Origin of the sequence: Paraburkholderia sacchari (assembly GCF_000785435.2) — a bacterium.
GTDB classification, from domain to species: Bacteria; Pseudomonadota; Gammaproteobacteria; order Burkholderiales; family Burkholderiaceae; genus Paraburkholderia; species Paraburkholderia sacchari.
The window spans coordinates 224,995-243,852 of record NZ_JTDB02000001.1 but is presented as its reverse complement, the minus strand read 5'-3'; the positions used below and the strand labels follow the sequence as shown (position 1 = coordinate 243,852).

General features: G+C 66.6%; 16 protein-coding genes. 7 read left to right on the top strand and 9 right to left on the bottom strand.

What is annotated here, in order from left to right; translation table 11 throughout:
- Positions 1-7: 7 nt before the first annotated feature.
- The gene (locus NH14_RS01055; RefSeq protein ID WP_035528128.1) at positions 8-652 is read right to left on the bottom strand and encodes an HAD family hydrolase; all 645 of its coding nucleotides are present in this window, start codon (positions 650-652) and stop codon (positions 8-10) included.
- Between the two features lie 231 nt (positions 653-883).
- Here NH14_RS01055 and NH14_RS01050 point away from each other — a divergent pair, with 231 nt between their 5' ends.
- Entirely contained in the window at positions 884-1,423 is a 540-nt protein-coding gene (locus tag NH14_RS01050) for an Mpo1 family 2-hydroxy fatty acid dioxygenase (protein WP_035528130.1), read from the top strand.
- Between the two features lie 5 nt (positions 1,424-1,428).
- Here NH14_RS01050 and rarD read toward each other — a convergent pair whose 3' ends face one another.
- The gene (gene rarD, locus NH14_RS01045; RefSeq protein WP_035528133.1) at positions 1,429-2,331 is read right to left on the bottom strand and encodes an EamA family transporter RarD; all 903 of its coding nucleotides are present in this window, start codon (positions 2,329-2,331) and stop codon (positions 1,429-1,431) included.
- A gap of 393 nt (positions 2,332-2,724) precedes the next feature.
- On the opposite strand from rarD, the gene egtD reads away from it, so the two are divergent.
- On the top strand, positions 2,725-3,744 hold the full coding sequence (gene egtD / locus NH14_RS01040; RefSeq protein WP_035528136.1) for an L-histidine N(alpha)-methyltransferase: 1,020 nt from the start codon (positions 2,725-2,727) through the stop codon (positions 3,742-3,744).
- Positions 3,745-3,783: 39 nt separating this feature from the next.
- Here egtD and NH14_RS01035 read toward each other — a convergent pair whose 3' ends face one another.
- Positions 3,784-4,080 carry an acylphosphatase gene (locus tag NH14_RS01035; RefSeq protein WP_035528139.1) on the bottom strand — a complete coding sequence of 99 codons (297 nt, stop codon included), beginning with the start codon at positions 4,078-4,080 and terminating at the stop codon, positions 3,784-3,786.
- A 251-nt stretch (positions 4,081-4,331) separates the two neighbouring features.
- On the opposite strand from NH14_RS01035, the gene hpnA reads away from it, so the two are divergent.
- A complete protein-coding gene (hpnA, locus tag NH14_RS01030; RefSeq protein WP_035528141.1) occupies positions 4,332-5,354 on the top strand; it encodes a hopanoid-associated sugar epimerase in 1,023 nt (340 codons plus the stop codon).
- Between the two features lie 132 nt (positions 5,355-5,486).
- Entirely contained in the window at positions 5,487-6,077 is a 591-nt protein-coding gene (locus NH14_RS01025) for a hypothetical protein (protein ID WP_035528144.1), read from the top strand.
- A gap of 93 nt (positions 6,078-6,170) precedes the next feature.
- Here NH14_RS01025 and NH14_RS01020 read toward each other — a convergent pair whose 3' ends face one another.
- Both NH14_RS01020 and hpnC read right to left on the bottom strand, forming a co-directional pair.
- Complete coding sequence (locus NH14_RS01020) at positions 6,171-7,349, bottom strand: glycosyltransferase (RefSeq protein ID WP_035528147.1); 1,179 nt, start codon at positions 7,347-7,349, stop codon at positions 6,171-6,173.
- Positions 7,346-8,209 (bottom strand): squalene synthase HpnC, encoded by an 864-nt coding sequence (gene hpnC, locus NH14_RS01015; protein WP_035528149.1) that lies wholly within the window; start codon positions 8,207-8,209, stop codon positions 7,346-7,348. Before hpnC ends, NH14_RS01020 begins: the two co-directional genes overlap by 4 nt.
- Positions 8,210-8,605: 396 nt before the next feature.
- Here hpnC and ispH point away from each other — a divergent pair, with 396 nt between their 5' ends.
- The 3 genes from ispH to NH14_RS01000 all read left to right on the top strand — a co-directional run bounded on the left by ispH (position 8,606) and on the right by NH14_RS01000 (position 13,501).
- The gene (gene ispH / locus NH14_RS01010) at positions 8,606-9,550 is read left to right on the top strand and encodes a 4-hydroxy-3-methylbut-2-enyl diphosphate reductase (RefSeq protein WP_035528152.1); all 945 of its coding nucleotides are present in this window, start codon (positions 8,606-8,608) and stop codon (positions 9,548-9,550) included.
- Between the two features lie 12 nt (positions 9,551-9,562).
- Positions 9,563-10,714 (top strand): adenosyl-hopene transferase HpnH, encoded by a 1,152-nt coding sequence (hpnH, locus tag NH14_RS01005; RefSeq protein ID WP_035528154.1) that lies wholly within the window; start codon positions 9,563-9,565, stop codon positions 10,712-10,714.
- Between the two features lie 258 nt (positions 10,715-10,972).
- Positions 10,973-13,501 (top strand): tetratricopeptide repeat protein, encoded by a 2,529-nt coding sequence (locus NH14_RS01000; protein ID WP_161790849.1) that lies wholly within the window; start codon positions 10,973-10,975, stop codon positions 13,499-13,501.
- 40 nt (positions 13,502-13,541) lie between these two features.
- On the opposite strand, the gene NH14_RS00995 is transcribed toward NH14_RS01000, so the two are convergent.
- The 4 genes from NH14_RS00995 to NH14_RS00980 all read right to left on the bottom strand — a co-directional run bounded on the left by NH14_RS00995 (position 13,542) and on the right by NH14_RS00980 (position 18,776).
- On the bottom strand, positions 13,542-15,596 hold the full coding sequence (locus NH14_RS00995; protein WP_152617167.1) for an SMP-30/gluconolactonase/LRE family protein: 2,055 nt from the start codon (positions 15,594-15,596) through the stop codon (positions 13,542-13,544).
- An 83-nt stretch (positions 15,597-15,679) separates the two neighbouring features.
- Positions 15,680-16,354, bottom strand: a complete 675-nt coding sequence (locus tag NH14_RS00990) for a class I SAM-dependent methyltransferase (RefSeq protein ID WP_237179492.1) — start codon at positions 16,352-16,354, stop codon at positions 15,680-15,682.
- Positions 16,355-16,454: 100 nt separating this feature from the next.
- Complete coding sequence (locus NH14_RS00985) at positions 16,455-16,661, bottom strand: YbdD/YjiX family protein (protein WP_035528156.1); 207 nt, start codon at positions 16,659-16,661, stop codon at positions 16,455-16,457.
- 24 nt (positions 16,662-16,685) lie between these two features.
- Positions 16,686-18,776 carry a carbon starvation CstA family protein gene (locus NH14_RS00980; RefSeq protein ID WP_035528160.1) on the bottom strand — a complete coding sequence of 697 codons (2,091 nt, stop codon included), beginning with the start codon at positions 18,774-18,776 and terminating at the stop codon, positions 16,686-16,688.
- Positions 18,777-18,858 lie beyond the last annotated feature (82 nt).

The following is an 18,858-nucleotide window of genomic DNA, read 5'->3' as shown; positions in this document are numbered from 1 at the left end:
CGCGCTACTACACCGCCGCGCCAAATCCCCCGCCAGCCGCGAGCGGCGGAAGCGCCGCCTCACCGCGTATCCACGCGTGATTCGCCAGCTGGGCCATTTCGCGATCGCCACGGCTGTCGCCGTAGGCGTAGAGCGTCGCGGGCGCGTGCTCGCCCCACCATGCGCGCAGCCGCGCAACCTTTTCCGGGCCCCAGCAGTTGCGGCCCGCGAGCCGCCCAGTGTAGACCGCATCTCGCCATTCAAGCTCGCTCGCGAGCACCGTGCCGATGCCCACGCTCGGCGCCCACTTGCGCAGATAAATCGAAGGCGACGCGCTCACGAGCACCACCTCGTGCCCGAGCGCCTGGTGCTCGCGGATGCGCGCGAGCATCTCGGGGCGCAGCATCGAGGGCAGGTGCGTGTCGACGAAGCGCTGCGCGGCGGCGTCGAGTATTTCGCGGCGCACCGGGCCGAGCGCCGCATAAAGAAAGCGCGCCTTGGTGCGGCCCCGGTCGGCCCAGCCGGGCGCGATGCCGGCGAGCCACGGCAGGCAGCGCAGCACGGCGAGCGCGAAACGCGCGTTGCCGGCGGCATCGAGCATGAAGGCGCGGAAACTATCGGACGTGGTGATGGTGCCGTCGAAATCGAAGGCGGCTACGACGCGGTTGTTCATGAAGCGGAATCGGAAAGCGCCATGGTCAGGGGCGTGGGATTATGGGCGGCAAGCCGGCGTCATTGTCGGCGCAAACGGCGCGCTGCCGCAATGGCGCAGCCATGAACCACACGGGCGATCTTGCTTTATGTATCGATGTTGATGCTATCAATCAATATCGATACATGCTCAACGCGCAGCGCCGCGAGGCCGTCACACGGTCATAATCATTGTGGAGACAACGAGGCACTCATGAGAAACCTGACCGATCAGCTCACGCAGTACGCCGAATACCATCGCGACGCCCGCAATATCGCGACGCATTTCGTCGGCATTCCGATGATCGTGCTCGCGCTCGCCGTGCTGCTGTCGCGGCCTGTCTGGGGGCACCTCGGGGCCTGGCCGCTCTCGCCCGCGTGGCTCCTGTTCGGCGTGGCGACGCTCTATTACCTCGTGCTCGACGTGCCGCTCGGCCTCATGATGGCCGTCGTCTCGGCGGCCTGCCTCGGCTTCGGCGCGTGGCTCGCGCAGCAAGGCACGGCAGCCTGGCTCGCGGGCGGCGTCGGCCTGTTCGTGGTGGGCTGGATCTTTCAGTTCGTCGGGCACATCGCGTGGGAGCATCGCAAACCCGCGTTCGCCGACGACCTGATCGGGCTCGTCGTCGGCCCGCTTTTCGTGCTTGCCGAGGCGCTGTTCGGCCTCGGCTGGCGCCCTGCTTTGCGCGCGGCCATCGAGGCGAAGGCGGGGCCCACGCGCATCAATCCCCCGCGCGGACGCGCGGCCCGGCCGTAACCGGATCATCCCCCCGATAGCCTCACCAGCCGCGCACCATGAACCGCCGTCAACGCGACGGCAATCCAGATCGGCACGTAGGTTCCGAGTTCGCGCAACCCGAACGGCTCGCGCAGCAGCACCACCGAGACGATCACGAGCAGCACCGGTTCGACATAGCCGAGGATGCCGAAGAGCGCCATCGGCAGCAGGCGGCTCGCCTTCAGATAGCACGCGAGCGCCACGGTGCTGAGCACGCCCAGCCCCGGCAGCAGCATCCACGTCAGCAGCTTGTGCGAGGCGAGCTGCGCGAGCGAGCCGCCCGTGCGCACCTCGATGGCGGCCACGGGCAGCAGCAGCATCATTTCGATAGAGAAGGTCACGAGCGAATCCGCGTGGATTTTGCGGCGCAGCACGAAGTACGGCGGATAGCCGAGCGCGACGAGCAGCGTCGGCCACGAGAACGCGTGCGTCACCCAGAGCTCGTGCGCGACGCCCACGGCCGCGCACGCCACCGCGATCCATTGCAGCGCTTCGAGCCGCTCGTGGTAGTAGTAGCGCCCCACCAGCACCATCACGAGCGGCAGCATGAAATAGCCGAGCGACACCTCGAGCAGGCGCCCGTGCAGCGGCGCCCAGAGGAACACCCATAGCTGCATGCCGAGCAGCCCTGCGCTCGCCATGAGCATGAGCGCGGTGCGCGGCTCCTTGAACGCACGGACGATCAGTTGCCAGAGGTGCGGCGCGCGCGAGCGCAGGACCACCAGCGCGAGCGCGCCCGGCGCGGTCCAGATCACGCGCCAGGCGAAGATGTCGAGCCCGTCGAGCGGCGCGAGGAGCAGCGTGTAGGCGGACATCAGCGCGAATAGCGCGGATGCGCCCACGGAAAGCGTAATGCCGCGCTTGGGTTCGTAAGAAATCACCGACATGGCGAAGCGCCGCGCTGACGTGGATAAAACGCGGCGCAGGTGCGCGCGCTCACAGTGCGCCGCGCGGTGGAACGCACGCCGGCCTCCCTGAAAAACTCAGGAAGCGCTGAAAAAAGTATTGTCATTTGAATCGGTTATTGAACAAGAGGCGGCTGGCGCAGTCACGCTGTCACGCTTTCAGGCGAAGTGTAATGCGCCGCGCACCGCGTTGGGGCGGCAGGCACGCGCAATGCGGCCTCCGCCCGAGCAGCGAGATCCGCAACATAGTCCGTGAAATGCCTGCTGCAATGGACTAGAACTTAAATCTCGCTACGGAGCCGCCCTGCAACCGTGCGCGCGAAGAAGGCCTTCGGCGCGCCGGCCGCCAGCCGTCCAACGCACACAGGAGTGCGCATGCACCGATCCGCGTCCCGTCCCGCCCGTTCTTCCCGTTCCAACGCGCAGCCGAATGCCCTTTCCGGCTTCGCCGCCGATTTTGCCGCCGAGGTCCGCGCGGGCCTCACCCACGCCCCGCAAAAGGAACTGCCGTCGAAGTATCTCTACGACGAAGTCGGCTCGGCGCTGTTCGAGGTGATCACGGTGCTGCCCGAATACGGCGTCACGCGCTCCGAGGAACGCCTGCTCATGCGCCATGCCGCCGAAATCGTCGAGGCGCTGCCCGCCGACGTCGTCGTCGCCGAACTCGGCAGCGGCAGCGGGCGCAAGACGCGCCGCATTCTCGAAGCGCTTTCGCGCAAACGCCCGACCTCGCCCACCTCGTACTGCCCGATCGAGATCTCGCGCACGGCCTTGCAGCTATGCCGGCGCGAGCTTGCCGACATCGAGCGCATCTCCATCGTCGGCTATGAGCGCGATTACCTCGCAGGTCTCGCCGAGGTGAGCCGCCAGCGCAAGCACGGCGAACGACTGTGCGTGCTGTTTCTCGGCAGCACGATCGGCAATTTCGCGCGGCTCGCGGCCACTCGATTTCTGCGCGACATCCGCGCGATGCTGCGCGAGGGCGACACGCTCTTGCTAGGCACCGATCTCGTGAAGCCGGTGCCCACGCTGATCGCCGCCTACGACGACGCCATCGGCGCGACGGCCGCGTTCAATCTGAACCTGCTCGCGCGCATCAACCGCGAGCTCGACGGCGACTTCGACCTGCACGACTTCGAGCACGTCGCGCGTTTCAATCCCGATGCGCGCAGCGTCGAGATGCATCTGCGCGCGCGGCGGCGCGTCTCCGCGCACGTGGGCGCGGCGCGGCTCGCGGTCGAACTGGAAGCGGGCGAGACGATCTGGACCGAGAGCAGCCACAAGTACCACGCCGACGAAATCCCCGCGATCGCAGCGGATGCGGGTTTCGAATGCGCGCGGCAGTGGGTCGAGAAGGAATGGGGGTTCGCGGAGAGCCTGCTGGCTGCCGCCTGAGGGCTGGAAAGCCTGCGGATATAGCGGAGTCGAGCAGCCTCAGTGCTGCTCGAAACGCTCGTAGCGTTTCTCGGTGTGCCGCTCCTCGCTCTCCACCGAGCTCACGCGCGCGGCGGGCGGGCCGTGGCGCAGCCAGGACAGCATGCGGTCCACCTGGTTCGCGCTGCCCTGGATCACGGCCTCCACCGAGCCGTCCTCCATGTTGGCGACATAGCCGCGAATGCGCAGCGCGTGCGCCTGGCGCACCGTTGCGTGGCGAAAGCCCACGCCCTGCACCGTTCCGCGCACGCGCACGTAATACGTCTCAAGGCGTGCATCCAGATCCGGTTCGCTCATCGTTCGTTCTCCCTTTGTCGGCCAGAGTTGGCGCTTTAGCTGTCGACCGGAGTTAGTGCTTTAGCACTTACTCCGGTCCCATGCAAAGCTCCTTACTCTGGCCCCATGCCGCATGAAATCGGCGCGCAGTGCGTCCATTACGCCAGGCATTGTAGACGCCGCGCCGTGACTCTGCCGCCGTGCGCCACGTACAATCCGTGCCACGCTAGCGGCGCAACGCGCCGCTCCTCGAACCCGCAAGCAAATCCAGAATGACCGACACCTCCCGCGCCAACAAGGACCTCGTGCTGATCACCGGCGCGTCCGGCTTCGTGGGCTCGGCCGTCGCCCGCATCGCGCAGGAGAAGGGCTACGCCGTGCGCGTGCTGGTGCGCGCGACGAGCCCGCGCAAGAACCTGGAAGCCCTCGACGCCGAAATCGTCACCGGCGACATGCGCGACGCCGCCTCGATGCGCAAGGCGCTCGACGGCGTGCGCTACCTCTTTCACGTGGCCGCCGACTATCGGCTGTGGGCGCCCGATCCGCACGAGATCGAGCGCGCCAATCTCGAAGGCGCCGAAGCCACCATGCGCGCCGCGCTCGACGCGGGCGTGGAGCGCATCGTCTACACGAGCAGCGTGGCCACGCTCAAGGTCACGAGCTCCGGCAACTCCGCCGACGAAACCTCGCCGCTCACGGCCGAGCAGGCCATCGGCGTGTACAAGCGCAGCAAGGTGCTCTCGGAGCGCGCCGTGGAGCGCATGATCGAGCGCGACGGCCTGCCCGCCGTGATCGTCAATCCGTCCACGCCGATCGGCCCGCGCGACGTCAAGCCCACGCCAACGGGCCGCATCATCGTCGAGGCGGCCACGGGCAAGATTCCCGCGTTCGTCGACACGGGGCTGAACCTCGTGCACGTCGACGACGTCGCGACCGGCCACTTCCTCGCGCTCGAGCGCGGGCGCATCGGCGAGCGATACATCCTCGGCGGCGAAAATCTGCCGCTACAGCAGATGCTCGCCGACATCGCGGGCATCGTGGGCCGCAAACCGCCCACGATCGCGTTGCCGCGCTGGCCGCTCTACCCGCTCGCGCTGGGCGCGGAGGCCGTGGCGCGCTTCACGAAGCGCGAGCCGTTCGTGACCGTGGACGCGCTCAAGATGTCGAAGAACAAGATGTACTTCACCTCGGCGAAGGCGGAGCGCGAGCTCGGCTACCGGGCGCGGCCTTATCGCGAAGGTCTGCGGGACGCGCTCGCGTGGTTCCGCGAGGCGGGGTATCTGGGCGCGAAATAAACGCCGCGCGAGGCGCGCCGCGCAATGCCGGAGCAAATTGTTACAACTTTTGTTGCGACCTCATTACAACGTCGCGCGGGACACCCGCGTGCGCTGTAGGTAAAATCGCGGGTCTTACCAGAGAAGCCTCGCATGAATCTTCAAGATCAGATCGGCGCGCTCGACGTGGGCGTCGATCAGCTTATTCAGGCCGCCAGCGCCGCGCTTGCCGCTCGCGCAGCCGTTGCGGCAACTCCCGAACCTGCTCAAGCGGCAGCGCTTGCCGAGCCGGAAACGCCCGCCGTTGCGGCAGCGGCCGTGCCCGAGCCTCAAGCCGCGCAGGTCGAATCCACGGAATCCACGGAATCCACGGAATCCACGGAATCTGCTGAACCCGCTGAACAGGAAGCCAAAGCCCCGGCTCCCACGCTGGAAGTCGGCCGGCCCTCGGCGAACGAGATCACGATGACGATCGGCGGCCAGACAGTGTCGCTGCATCCGATGCAGGTGGGCCAGCTGATCGAGGAGCTTGCGAACGCGCGCGCCTCGATGCAACCCGAGCCGCCGCCCGCGATTCCGCAGGGATGGCGCTTCGCATCGACGAAGAATCCGATGATCGCCGTGCAGAAGCAGTCGAACGGCGACCGCCTGCTGGTCATGCGGCACACGGGTCACGGCTGGGTGCCGTTCGTGTTCTCGCCCGACATGATCGTGCAGATGTACATGATGCTGACGCAGCGCTGATCAGGGCGTCAGGGCATTCAGCGTCCATAAAAGCAAAAGCCGCCGCGAGCGATCGCGACGGCTTTTTTGCATGCTTGCGGGCCAGCGCTTTTCTTACCGCCCCTGCGCCGGCGCCTGCACGCGCGACTTCCACTGCCCGCCCTTGCCGCGCCAGAAGCGCCACGCCGAAGCGAACGTCGCGCCCACATAAAACAGCGCGACGAGCGGCAAGAACGGCGCCCACAGCGGCGAGCGGCGATAGTACGCGAGCATCGGCGCATAGGCGCAGCACATCAGCGCCCACGCCATCCACGCGGGCCAGCCGAGCGGGCCGAGCACGAGCGCGACCACGGGCGGCGCGAGATAGATCACCGTCATGCCGAGGATCGTGCCCGCGAGCTGCCACGCCGAGTAATGCAGCTGCGTGAACGCCGTGCGCGCGATCATGTTCCAGATGTCCTTCCACGAGTCGTAGGGGCGCAGCGAGACGCTCTTCGCGGCCACGTCGAGGCGGATCGGATGATGGCCCTCGCCGCGGTGCTTGATGCGCGCGGCCAGGCTGCAATCGTCGATGAGCTCGGCGCGGATCGACTCGATGCCGCCCGCTTCCTCAAGCGCCTTGCGGCGCACCAGCATGCAGCCGCCTGCCGCCGCCGCTGTCTTGTTGCGCGGATTGTTGACCCACGAGAACGGATAAAGCTTCGCGAAGAAGAACACGAACGCCGGGATCAGCGCCTTCTCCCAGAACGAGTCGCAGCGCAGGCGCACCATCAGCGAGACGAGGTCGCGCTGTTCCGCCTGCGCGCGCACCACGAGCTGCGCGAGGGCCTCGGGCGGATGGCCGATGTCGGCGTCGGTCAGGAGCAGATAGTCGGCGTTCAGGCCCAGCGTGCGCACCGCCTCGATGCCCTGCGACTGCGCCCACACCTTGCCCGACCAGCCCGCGGGCAGCGGCCTGGCGCTCACCACCGTGAGCTTTTCCGGGCATTGCAGCGCGAGCGCGGCGGCGCGCGCGGCTTCGGCGGTGCCGTCGGTGCTGTGGTCGTCGATCACGATGACGTGAAATTCGCCGCCGTAGTCCTGCTGGAGCAGCGACGCGACAGCCTCGCCGATCGCGTCCGCCTCATTGCGCGCCGGCACCACGGCGCACGCCGACGGCCAGCCCGCCGCGGGCTCGACCACGGGCAGCGGCGCGGAGGGACGCGCGCGCCAGAAGCCGCCCCGCGCGAACAGCAGCACGAGCCAGATCAGCAGCGAAAGGCAGGACACGGCAAAGAGGATCGTTGTCATCATGCGTTGTTGCTCTCCATCGAAGGCGACCCCAGGCGGCGCGACAGCCACATGGCGCCGGTGCGCAGCAGCACTACGGCCCAGTCGGCCGCGCCCAGCCGGGGCCGCGCGCGAAACACGTCGTAGCCGCTGCGCTCGATGATCTCCAGCATGCGCAGGCCGCCATGCACGACGCTGCACAACTCGAGGCCGAAGCGGCCCGGCACGCGCAGCGCGAGCGGCGCGCCGCTCAGCATGAGCGCGCGCGCTTGCGCCACTTCGTGCGCCATCAGCGCGCGCCAGGCGTCGTCCACCCTGCCCGCGGCGATCTGAGCGTCGCTCACATTCATGCGCTCGCGGTCGGCCTGCGGGAGATAGATGCGGCCCCGGCTCCAGTCGGCCGGCACGTCCTGCAAAAACGTGATGAGTTGCAAGGCGGTGCAGATGGCGTCGGACCAGGCGAGATTCTCGGGCGTGGCCTCGTCGATCAAGTGCAGCATCAGGCGCCCGATCGGGCTGGCCGAGCGGCGGCAGAAGTCGAGCAGATCGTGGCGGTCGGCATAGCGCGTGGTGCCGATGTCCTGCTCGAACGCCGAGACGAGGTCGTAAAACGGCTCCAGCGGCAGCCGGCACTGGTACATCACTTTCGCGAGCCGCGCGAACAGCGCGGGGTGCACGGGCGCGAGGCGCCCTTGCGCCACGGCGTCGAGCCCGGCACGAAAGTCGGCGAGGCGCAGGTGGCGCTCTTCGGCGCTCCAGTCGCCTTCGTCGGCGATGTCGTCAAGGGTGCGCGCGACATGGTAGATCACGCCGACCGGCGCTCTGAGCGCCTTCGGCAGCAAAATGCGCGCTACCGGAAAATCGTCGTGTTGATCGGGTTCCATGAAGCGTCCAGATTGGGGTGGTCCCGCGCGGCGCGGGTCGGCCGATGCGCGGGGACGTTAGTTTAAGGGTTCCCGCATCATGTTGCACTGCGCAAGGTTCCCCCGAGGCCGCCATGGGCTGTCTTCCGGCAAAACTTACCGAAGTAACAAGCCAGTCGCGCGCGGAAAAGCCCGTGAAAAAAGGGGTCACGCTAATTGGCGTCGTATGCGCGCAGCACCTTCCCGTTCGCTGGGCAGCAAAGCGGCGGCGATGGGGTTAAAATGCGCGTCTGGTTTTTTCCGCCCGCCTTTCTGCGGATACGTGCGGATCTCAGCACCTTATTAATATGATGGCCGCGGCGACCGGGTCTTTCACGGCTCGTTCGAATATCCGCGGCAGCCGGAGTTCGCCACCTTATGCGAGTCATCCTTGCTCAACCCCGCGGCTTTTGTGCGGGGGTTGTCCGCGCTATCGAGATTGTCGATCGCGCATTGCAGAAACACGGCGCGCCGGTCTACGTGCGCCATGAAATCGTCCACAATCGCCACGTGGTCGAAAACCTGCGCAACAAGGGCGCGCGTTTCGTGGAAGAACTCGACGAAGTGCCCGAGGGCGCGGTCGCCATTTTCAGCGCGCACGGCGTGGCCAAGACGGTCGAGCGCGCTGCAGAGGAACGCAGCCTCGACGTGCTGGACGCAACCTGTCCGCTCGTCACCAAGGTTCACGTGCAGGGCCGCCAGTACGTCGCGGCGGGCCGCACGCTGATCCTGATCGGCCACGCCGGTCACCCGGAAGTGGAAGGCACGATTGGCCAGATTCCCGGCACCGTGCTGCTGGTGCAGAGCGAAGCCGACGTGGGGAAGCTCGACCTGCCGCTCGACGCGCCGCTCGCCTATGTCACGCAGACCACTCTGTCGGTGGACGACACGCGCGGCATCATCGACGCGCTCGTCACCCGTTTTTCCGACATCGTCGGCCCGGACACGCGCGACATCTGCTATGCCACGCAAAACCGCCAGGCCGCGGTGCGCGAGCTGTCAATCCAGGTGGACGTGCTGCTGGTGGTGGGCGCAACGAACAGTTCGAACTCGAATCGCCTGCGCGAAATCGGCAGCGAAACGGGCGTGCCGAGCTACCTCGTCGCGGACGGCTCGGAAGTGAAGCCCGAGTGGTTTGCCAACGCGCAAACCGTGGGCATCACGGCTGGTGCGTCGGCGCCCGAGGAAATGGTGGAAAACGTCATTGACGCGCTGCGCGCGTTGGGGCCTGTCGAGGTGTCGACGATGGCGGGCCGTGAAGAAAAAGTCGAATTCAAGCTGCCGTCGAAGCTGTTGCAACCGCTCGTCGCGCGCGAAGTTTAAGGAGGACACGCTTTGTCTATTCCGCTGCTACAAAAAGTCCGCGTTGGCTCGTACATCTTTCGCCAGCATTTCAGCGGCACCAAGCGCTATCCGCTCGCGCTCATGCTCGAGCCTCTGTTTCGCTGCAACCTGGCCTGCAACGGCTGCGGCAAGATCGACTATCCGGATCCCATCCTGAACCAGCGCCTGTCGTTGGCGGAGTGTCTCGAAGCCGTCGACGAGTGCGGCGCGCCGGTCGTCTCCATTGCAGGCGGCGAGCCGCTCCTGCACAAGGAAATGCCGCAGATCGTCAAGGGCATCATGGCGCGCAAGAAGTTCGTGTACCTGTGCACGAACGCGCTGCTGATGGAAAAGAAGATGGACGACTACGAGCCGAGCCCGTACTTCGTCTGGTCGGTGCACCTCGACGGCGACCGCGAAACGCATGACCACATGGTTTCGCAGGAAGGCACCTACGACAAGGCCGTCGCGGCCATCAAGGAAGCCAAGCGCCGCGGTTTCCGCGTGAACATCAATTGCACGCTGTTCAACGACGCGGTGCCCGAGCGCGTGGCGAAGTTCTTCGACACGGTCGGCGAGATTGGCGTCGACGGCATCACGGTCTCGCCGGGCTATGCGTATGAGCGCGCGCCGGACCAGCAGCACTTCCTGAACCGCGAGAAGACCAAGAACCTGTTCCGCGAGATCTTCAAGCGCGGCAACAACGGCAAGAAGTGGTCGTTCAGCCAGTCGAGCCTGTTCCTCGACTTCCTGGCCGGCAACCAGACCTACGAATGCACGCCGTGGGGCAACCCCGCGCGCACGGTGTTCGGCTGGCAAAAGCCCTGCTATCTGGTCGGCGAAGGTTACGTGAAGACCTTCAAGGAGCTGATGGAAACCACCGACTGGGACAAGTACGGCACGGGCAAGTACGAGAAGTGCGCGAACTGCATGGTTCACTGCGGCTTCGAGGCCACCGCCGTGCTGGACACGGTCTCGCATCCGCTCAAGGCCATGAAGGTCGCGATGAGCGGCCCGAAGACCGAAGGCGCGTTCGCCAAGGACATTCCGCTCGACGGCCAGCGTCCGGCCGAGTACGTGTTCTCGCGTCACGTCGAGATCAAGCTCGAAGAGATCAAGAACGCGGCCAAGACGAAGAAGGCCGCGACCGTCGCGGCAAGCTGAGCGACGCGACGATAACCGGGAAGGCTGCCGCCCGTAAGGACAGCAGCCTTTGCACGGTGCTCAAAAGGGCGCAAGAAAGGGCGCAACGGTTCATACCGTTGCGCCCTTTCTGTTTTTGTTGCGGCAGATCGCAGGGGCGCGAGAGCAGGCGTTTTCGGGATGGCGACGCGGCCACAATACCGGGTTTCCCATTCACCGGACGCCGCGCCCGGTCCCGCGATGCGTCCGCGCGCGCGGCCGGCCCCGCCGATCGCCATCATGTCTTCACTTTACGACGACGCCCTCGCCGCCTGGCGCACCGGGCAGCCGGCCGTGGCCGAGCAGCACTGCCGCGCCTTGCTCGCGCAGTCGCCGGGCCACGCGCAAGCGCTGCATCTGCGCACCCTGATCGCCCACCAGCAAGGCCGCGCGGCCGAGGCCGAAGCGCTGCTGCGCGAGGCGCTCGCGCAGCACCAGGATGCGCAGCGCCTCGTCGATCTCGCCAATGCGTTGCGCTCACAAGGCCGCGTCGACGACACGCGCGCCGCGCTGCGCCGGGCGCTGGCGCTCGATCCCACGCTGGCCGCCGCGCACTTCTACCTGGCCAACACCTTCGGCCCCGACGACGCCGCGCAAGCCGACGCCCACCTGCGCGCGGCCATCTGCCTCGATCCGGCGCTCGCGGAAGCGCACAACAACCTCGGCAATCTGCTGCGCACGACACAGCCCGAGCAGGCGCGCGCGGCGTTCGAGCAAGCGATCGCGCTGCGCCCCGATTTCATGCACGCGCATTTCAACCTCGGCACGCTGCTCGCATCGATGCAACCAGACGACGCCGCAGCCGCCGAGGCTGCGCTGCGCCGCGCGCTCGAACTCGACCCGGACTTCGCGCCCGCGTGGAACCGTCTCGGGCAACTGCTATCCGCGCCGCACCCCGACGAAGCCGAAGCCACGCTGCGCCGCGCGATCGAGCTGAACCCCGAGCTTGCCGCCGCGCACTTCAACCTCGGCAACCTGCTCTGCGACCACCGCCCCGACGAAGCGGCGCAGGCCTTGCGGCGCGCGGTGGCGATCAGGCCGGATTTCGCCGTCGCCTGGGTCAGCCTCTCGCACCTGCTGGCGAAGACGGAACCCGGGCAGGCCGAAGCGGCGGCCCGCACGGCCATCGCGCTCGACCCCAGCCTCGCGGACGCGCATTACAACCTCGGCACGCTGATCGGCGTCACGCATCCCGACGAGGCCGCCGATGCTTTGCGCCGCGCCGTTGCGCTGCAGCCCGACCACCGGCTCGCGTGGCATCACCTCGGCCTCGTGCTGAAGGACGAGCGGCTGGGCGAAGCCGAAGCCGCGCTGCATCGCGCGATCGAACTGGACCCCGTTGACCCGGCCGGACACGCGGCGCTCGGCAACGTGCTGCTGGAGATGGGGCGGCTCGACGAATCGGCCGCTTCGTACCGGAGGGCGGTGGCGCTCTCGGCAACGCAAGACCCCGCAGGCAACGGCGACAGCAACCGCGACCCCGTCGTCGCGCATGGCGATCTGATCTTCGCGCTCGCCTTCCAGACCGACGACCCGCAGGTGCTGCTCGACGAATGCCGACGTTTCGCAGCGCGCTACGAGTCGCCGCTGCTCGAAGCGGCGCACGCGCAGCCGCCGCACGCCAACGATCGCGCGCCCGCACGGCGCTTGCGCATCGGCTATGTCTCGCCCGATTTTCGTTCGCATTGCCAGGCTCTTTTCACGACGCCGCTGCTCTCGCATCATGACCGCGCGGCGTTCGAGATCGTCTGCTATGCGAGCGTCCCGAAGCCAGACGCCCTGACGCAGCACCTCAAAAGCCTCGTCGATGTCTGGCGCGACGTGCACGCGCTCGACGACGCCGCGCTCGCGCGGCGAATCCGCGAGGACCGCATCGACATCCTCGTCGACCTCACGATGCACATGGCCGGTGGGCGGCGCCTGCTGTTCGCGCGGCGGCCCGCGCCGGTGCAGGTCGCGTGGCTCGCGTATCCGGGTACGACCGGCAGCGCGGCGATGGACTACCGGCTCACCGACCCGTGGCTCGACCCCATCGGCGAACCCGGCCGCGACGCGCTCTACAGCGAGCGCTCGCTGCGCCTGCCCGATGCGTTCTGGTGCTACGACGCGCAGATCGCAGGACTCGAAGTCAACGCGTTGCCGGCGGCGGGCGGCGCGCCGTTCAGCTTCGGCTGCCTGAACAATCCAGCCAAGATCAGCGACCACGCGCTGCGCCTGTGGAGCCGTGTGCTAGCCGCCGTGCCGCACTCGCGGCTGCTGCTGCTCGCGCCGCCGGGCGCGCCGCGCGAGCGGCTCAAGGCGCGCGCGCAGGCGTTGGGCATCGACGCGGAGCGCGTGGCGTTCGTCGGCCACCAGACGCGCCGCCAGTATCTGGAGACGTACCACCGCATCGACATGGCGCTCGACTCGTTTCCGTATAACGGCCACACCACGAGCCTCGACGCGTCGTGGATGGGCGTGCCCGTCGTCACGCGCACGGGCCGCTCGGCGGCGAGCCGGGGCGGCTTGAGCATCGCGGCGAATCTCGGCACGCCCGAACTCGTCGCGCACACCGACGAAGACTTCGTGCGCATCGCCGTCGAACTCGCGCACGATCTGCCGCGTCTGGCCGCGTTGCGCGCGGGGCTGCGCGCGCGCATGGAAGCGTCGCCGCTCATGGATGCGCCGCGCTTTGCCGAGAGTATCGAAGGCGCGTATCGGCAAATGTGGCAGGCCTGGTGCGACGATCAGAAAGCGAAGCGAGCGGCGTGCGTGTCATCGCCGGAATAGTTCGCCGCATCACGGCGGCGCGGCGCCGCTTTCACTTCGGTCACTTCGACTTCGCGCCGAAGGGCGAAACCAGCAGCGCCTTCGCCGCTTTCATCGCCTTCGCCATGGTCGTGGTCACGGTCGCGCTCGTACGCGTAGTCGTGCTCGCGCGGGTCGCGGTCATTGCCGTGGCGGTCGCTGGCGGCGCCCAGCGGTACACCACGACGCTCGTGCCGTTGTAGTTGTCCTTGGTCACCACATACTCGCCGTTCGCGCGGAGATACGCGCGCAAGCCATACATCGAATCCACGTCGTTGCCCACGTAGACCGTGCTCGCGCTGCTGTTGATGAGCGTGGTGTCGAGCGCGCCCGTGGCGAGGTTGAAGGCATCGATATTGGGCACGGTGTGCACATAGCCCACGAACAGCTCGTTGCCGGCGGCCGCGATCGACTTGGGATTCGCGCTCGTGAGGTTGATCACCGGAGCCGGCGCGCCCGTATTGCCCGCGAGCCAGCCGTGATAGACCTCCACGCGCGAGCCCACGGCGGTCCAGTCGGTGCTGCCGGTAATGCCCGCGAGGATCATCGTGTCGCTTTCGGCCAGGTAGATGATGCGCGTGAGGCGTCCGATCGTGCTCGGGATCGGCGTGGCGATCGCGGCGCCCCAGAGCGGCTTGCCGCTCGCATCGAAGCCGCTCAGCGGGTAGTGGGAAATCACGTTGGTCTTGTCGAGCCCCACCCAGAGATCGCCCTTGCCGTCGATACAAAAGCCATTGCGCACCGGCGCCGTCGTATTGAATGCCGGTCCCGGCAGCGTGTAGTCGGGAATGGCGATATAGCCGCTCGCCGCGTTGAAGTGAAACAAGTAGAAGGTATCGGGGTTCTGGCCGGCGGCCACGAGAATGCGCTGCCCGTTCACGCTCGCAAGTTGTGCGAAATGTTCGCCGCGCGCGGGATCGGCGGGATTGATGCGCGGGTCGTTCGGGTAGGTAACGGGGTCGATCGTGTTGGCCACGAAGCTGCCGCCTGCCGTACCCGCGTAGATGTTCATGCCGCCGTAGAAGCGCGCGCCGTCGGTGGCCGGGTCGGGCGCACCGTTGCCTTCGAAGTTGAGCGACTGAAGCACCCAGCGCAGATTGCCCGTGCCATCGTACGCGTGAAGATCGGTGCCGCCGTTGCGGCCGAGATCCCATGAACCGCCCCACGGATTGTTCAGCACGTATAGCGTGCCCGCTGAATCCTTGCCGATGCCCGCCACGCGCGTGAAACGTTTGGCGCCCACCTGGCCCTTGATGCCGGTGGTCGTGTCGAGATAGCCGCCTTGTACGCCGAAGGTGCCCGCGAAAGCAGGCGCGCCCGTAACGTTGTAGATCTTGATGTTCATGTCGGGGCCGGAGTCGCCGATCATCAACTGTGCGTTCTGCGCATCGAAATACAGCGACGACGGCCGCGCGCCGGAAGCCAGCTGAATAGTATTCAGAAGCTGGCCGCTGGGGCTGAACTCGAGCACCGCACCCGCGCTCTGTTGCGCGACCCAAAGATTGCCGAGCGCGTCCAGCGCCAGCGCGCCCGGCCCCGCCACGCCGATGTCGTTTTGCCAGACGCCGGCCGTGGTGTACACGCGCACGCGGTTGCCGGGAAAGTCGCTGGCGTAGAGCAGCGAGCCCGAGGTCGCGAGCCCGGTGACGACATCGGCGAGCTTCTCGGTTGTGGCGGCGCTCACGCCGATGAGCAGATCGCGCGCGCCGCTCGAGCGGTTATATCGCCCGACGCTGCCGCTGCCGTAGCTCGCGTTGTACTGCATCGCGACGAACAGCGAGGTGGCGTTGCCCGTGATCGCTCCGCCCTGGAAATCGGCGTGCCCGCCAATCGAGCCTGCGCTCTGGCCGTTCTGATAAATGGCCACGCCGCCTTCGTTTTCGTCCCACATCGACGCGGTGTAAATCACGCCTTCGGGCGCGACCCACATCGAGCGGGCCACGTTGCCCACGCGCGTCGTGGTGGTGCCGTAGGTGTTGGCCACCCAGTCGGTCGTGTATTGTGCTTCGCAAACGGGCGCAACCGTTGCGGTGAGGATGAGCGCCAGCCATGCGGCGCCCAGTCGGGGCAGGATCATGAGAGATTTCTTTGTGCGACGCGTCGAATTGGTGAGTGATGTCGTTCGGGTTAACGGCGAGGTGTGGAGGGAGTTGAATGGATTTAACAGGGGCGCATTAAGGTTTGATGGGGTTTGACGGCGAGCACGCAAAAGGCCTTGTCAGTCTCGACAAGCCTCTCCTCGGAGAATCCGGCCGCCGCCAGGCGTTCAACCAGACCGCCCGGCTTTTGGCCCGAATAGATCGTGAAGCCCAGCGCGATGGTTCCGCCAGCTTTCAGCACACGCCGTATTTCCGCCAGGGCGGCCTCCGGGTCCGGCCAGATCTGCATGGAGTTGATCGTGAGTATCTTGTCGAAGGTGTCGTTGTCGAACGGCAAACTCTCCACCGGGCCCAGACGCAAATTGACCTTGCCGTCGCCAATGGCCGCGGCATTGCGTGCCGCGGCCTGCTTCAGCATTTCCTGCGATGCGTCGATACCGTCGACATGCGCGGGCATCGCCGTCTCGACGAGAAGCTGAATCCCCACGCCGGGCCCAAACCCGATTTCCAGCACGCGATCGGGCGCCCGGATATCGAGTAGGCCAATAACCCACGCCGCGCACGGCTTGTTCATGCTGGCCATGAGCTTTCCGCCGAGCCAGCCGAGGATGCCGCTGGGCCGGCCAAACGATCGCATCAAAACAGATTCAAAGGCACTCATCGCTGCCACCTCCTGCAAAACGAAGGCGCCGCCGCGCAGGCGGCAATCGGCTTGCTGGTGAACAGTATCGAACAAACCGCACCCGACGTAAAAAAGGCACGATAGCTCCCGCCATCGTGCCTTTCATCGAATTCCGCCTCGTACTGTGTACCAGGCGTATCCGCTCAGCCGGTCTTCAGCAGCATTTTCCCGCGCCCGAACCATAGCGCGCGTTCTGCCGCTCGCGGAAAAACTCTTCATACGTCATCACCGGCCGGTCGGGATGCGTCGCGCGCATGTGCTCGACGTAGCCCTCGTAGTCCGGCAGCCCGACCATCAGGCGCATGGCCTGGCCCAGATAGCGGCCCGCCGTCTGCACGTTGTCGCGAAGTCCCGAGAACATGATGCGCTCCTTCTGGCTCGTGCCTTAGTGCACGCCTTGGCGCGCCGCGATAGTCGCGCCAACTGCCGGCATCGCCTCGTACGGCGTTTCCTGCGCAGTCGGGCGGTCGCTGCGGCGGGCGCGCGCAATCGCAATCAGCCCGTACACCACGATGCTCGCCACCACGAAGATGAACAGGCCGGACAGCGCCGCGTCTACGTAGTCGTTGAAGATCATGCGCTGCATCTGCTCGGCCGATTTCGCGGGCGCGAGGACCTTGCCGTCGGCAAGCGCCGCCGAGAGTTTCTGTGCGTGCGCAACGAAGCTCACCTTCGGGTTGCTGTCGAAAATCTTCTGCCAACCGGCCGTGAGCGTGCAGATCAGCAGCCAGAGCGTGGGCACTGCCGTGACCCATGCGAACTTCTCGCGCTTCATCTTAAAGAGCACGACCGTCGCGAGCATCAGCGCAATGCCGGCGAGCATCTGATTCGAGATGCCGAAGAGCGGCCACAGCGTGTTGATGCCGCCGAGCGGATCGACCACGCCCTGATACAGGAAGTAGCCCCACGCGGCCACGCACAAGGCGGTGGCGATCAGGTTCGCGACCAGCGAATCCGTGCGCTTGAGCGACGGGTGGAAGGTGCCGAGCAAGTCCTGCAGCATGAAGCGGCCCGCGCGCGTGCCCGCATCGACGGCGGTCAGGATGAACAGCGCTTCGAACAGGATCGCGAAGTGATACCAGAACGCCATCATCGCCTCGCCGCCGATCACCTGGTGCAGGATCTGCGCCATGCCCACGGCCAGCGTGGGCGCGCCGCCCGCGCGCGCGATGATGGTGGTCTCGCCCACGGCTTGCGCGGTGTGCGTGAGCATGTCCGGCGTAAGCGCGAAGCCCCACTGGCCCACGGTTTGCGCGACGGCGTCCGGCGTCGTGCCGAGCACGGCGAGCGGCGCGTTCATCGCGAAGTACACGCCCGGCTCGATCACCGAAGCGGCCACCAGCGCCATGATCGCGACGAACGATTCCATCAGCATCGCGCCATAGCCGATGAAGCGCGCGTTGGTTTCGTTATCGAGCATCTTGGGCGTGGTGCCCGACGAGATCAGCGCATGGAAGCCCGAGACCGAGCCGCACGCGATCGTGATGAAGAGGAACGGGAACAGGTTGCCCGACCAGACCGGGCCGGTGCCGTCGATGAACTTCGTGAAGGCCGGCATCTTCAGTTCCGGCGCGACGATCAGAATGCCGATCGCGAGCGCGAGAATCGTGCCGATCTTCAGGAACGTCGAGAGGTAATCGCGCGGCGCGAGCAACAGCCAGATCGGCAGCACCGAAGCCACGAAGCCGTAGCCGATCAGGATCCACGTGAGCTGCGTGCCCGTGAACGTGAACATGGCCGCGAGCGTGGGCGAATCATGCACGTGCTGGCCGAACGCGATGGAGGCCATCAGCAGCACGAAGCCGATGATCGAGATCTCGCCGATCTTGCCCGGGCGGATGTAGCGCACATAGAGGCCCATGAAGATCGCGATGGGAATGGTGGCGGCCACGGTGAACGTGCCCCACGGCGAGTTCGTGAGCGCCTTCACCACGATCAGCGCGAGCACCGCGAGAATGATGATCATGATGAGGAAGGTGCCGAACAGCGCGATCACGCCGGGGATGGGCCCGAGCTCCATCTTCACGAGGTCGCCCAGCGAGCGGCCGTCGCGGCGCGTGGAGAGGAACAGCACCACGAAGTCCTGCACCGCACCCGCGAACACCACGCCCGCGAGAATCCACAGCATGCCGGGCATGTAGCCCATCTGCGCGGCCAGCACCGGGCCCACCAGCGGGCCCGCGCCCGCGATGGCCGCGAAGTGGTGGCCGAACAGCACGTACTTGTTGGTGGGCACGTAGTCGAGCCCGTCGTTGTGGCGCACGGCCGGCGTCATGCGCAGGCCGTCGAGCTGCACGACGGCGGTGGCGATGAAGCGGCTGTAGAAGCGATACGCGATCAGATAGACGCACACCGCGCAGATCACGATCCACAGTGCGCTGATGCGCTCGCCGTGCGCGAGTGCGATGGTGCCGAACGCGAACGCGCCTAGCAGCGCGACTAGCGTCCAGACGATCAGGCTGGTTGTCCGACTCATGCCGTCTCCTGTCTCTGTCTTATGGTTGGTTTCGATACCCACTTCGGACCACGACCCGTCATGCATGAACGGCGCGCGGCAT

Excerpts from the sequence above, each read along its gene's own strand:
- egtD (WP_035528136.1), top strand. The coding sequence starts at position 2,725 with ATGCACCGATCCGCGTCCCGTCCCGCCCGTTCTTCCCGTTCCAACGCG.
- NH14_RS00995 (WP_152617167.1), bottom strand. The coding sequence starts at position 15,596 with ATGATCCTGCCCCGACTGGGCGCCGCATGGCTGGCGCTCATCCTCACC.
- NH14_RS01035 (WP_035528139.1), bottom strand. The coding sequence starts at position 4,080 with ATGAGCGAACCGGATCTGGATGCACGCCTTGAGACGTATTACGTGCGC.
- rarD (WP_035528133.1), bottom strand. The coding sequence starts at position 2,331 with ATGTCGGTGATTTCTTACGAACCCAAGCGCGGCATTACGCTTTCCGTG.
- NH14_RS01055 (WP_035528128.1), bottom strand. The coding sequence starts at position 652 with ATGAACAACCGCGTCGTAGCCGCCTTCGATTTCGACGGCACCATCACC.
- NH14_RS00980 (WP_035528160.1), bottom strand. The coding sequence starts at position 18,776 with ATGAGTCGGACAACCAGCCTGATCGTCTGGACGCTAGTCGCGCTGCTA.
- hpnC (WP_035528149.1), bottom strand. The coding sequence starts at position 8,209 with ATGGAACCCGATCAACACGACGATTTTCCGGTAGCGCGCATTTTGCTG.
- NH14_RS01020 (WP_035528147.1), bottom strand. The coding sequence starts at position 7,349 with ATGATGACAACGATCCTCTTTGCCGTGTCCTGCCTTTCGCTGCTGATC.
- NH14_RS01050 (WP_035528130.1), top strand. The coding sequence starts at position 884 with ATGAGAAACCTGACCGATCAGCTCACGCAGTACGCCGAATACCATCGC.
- ispH (WP_035528152.1), top strand. The coding sequence starts at position 8,606 with ATGCGAGTCATCCTTGCTCAACCCCGCGGCTTTTGTGCGGGGGTTGTC.
- NH14_RS01000 (WP_161790849.1), top strand. The coding sequence starts at position 10,973 with ATGTCTTCACTTTACGACGACGCCCTCGCCGCCTGGCGCACCGGGCAG.
- hpnA (WP_035528141.1), top strand. The coding sequence starts at position 4,332 with ATGACCGACACCTCCCGCGCCAACAAGGACCTCGTGCTGATCACCGGC.
- NH14_RS01025 (WP_035528144.1), top strand. The coding sequence starts at position 5,487 with ATGAATCTTCAAGATCAGATCGGCGCGCTCGACGTGGGCGTCGATCAG.
- NH14_RS00985 (WP_035528156.1), bottom strand. The coding sequence starts at position 16,661 with ATGTTCTCGGGACTTCGCGACAACGTGCAGACGGCGGGCCGCTATCTG.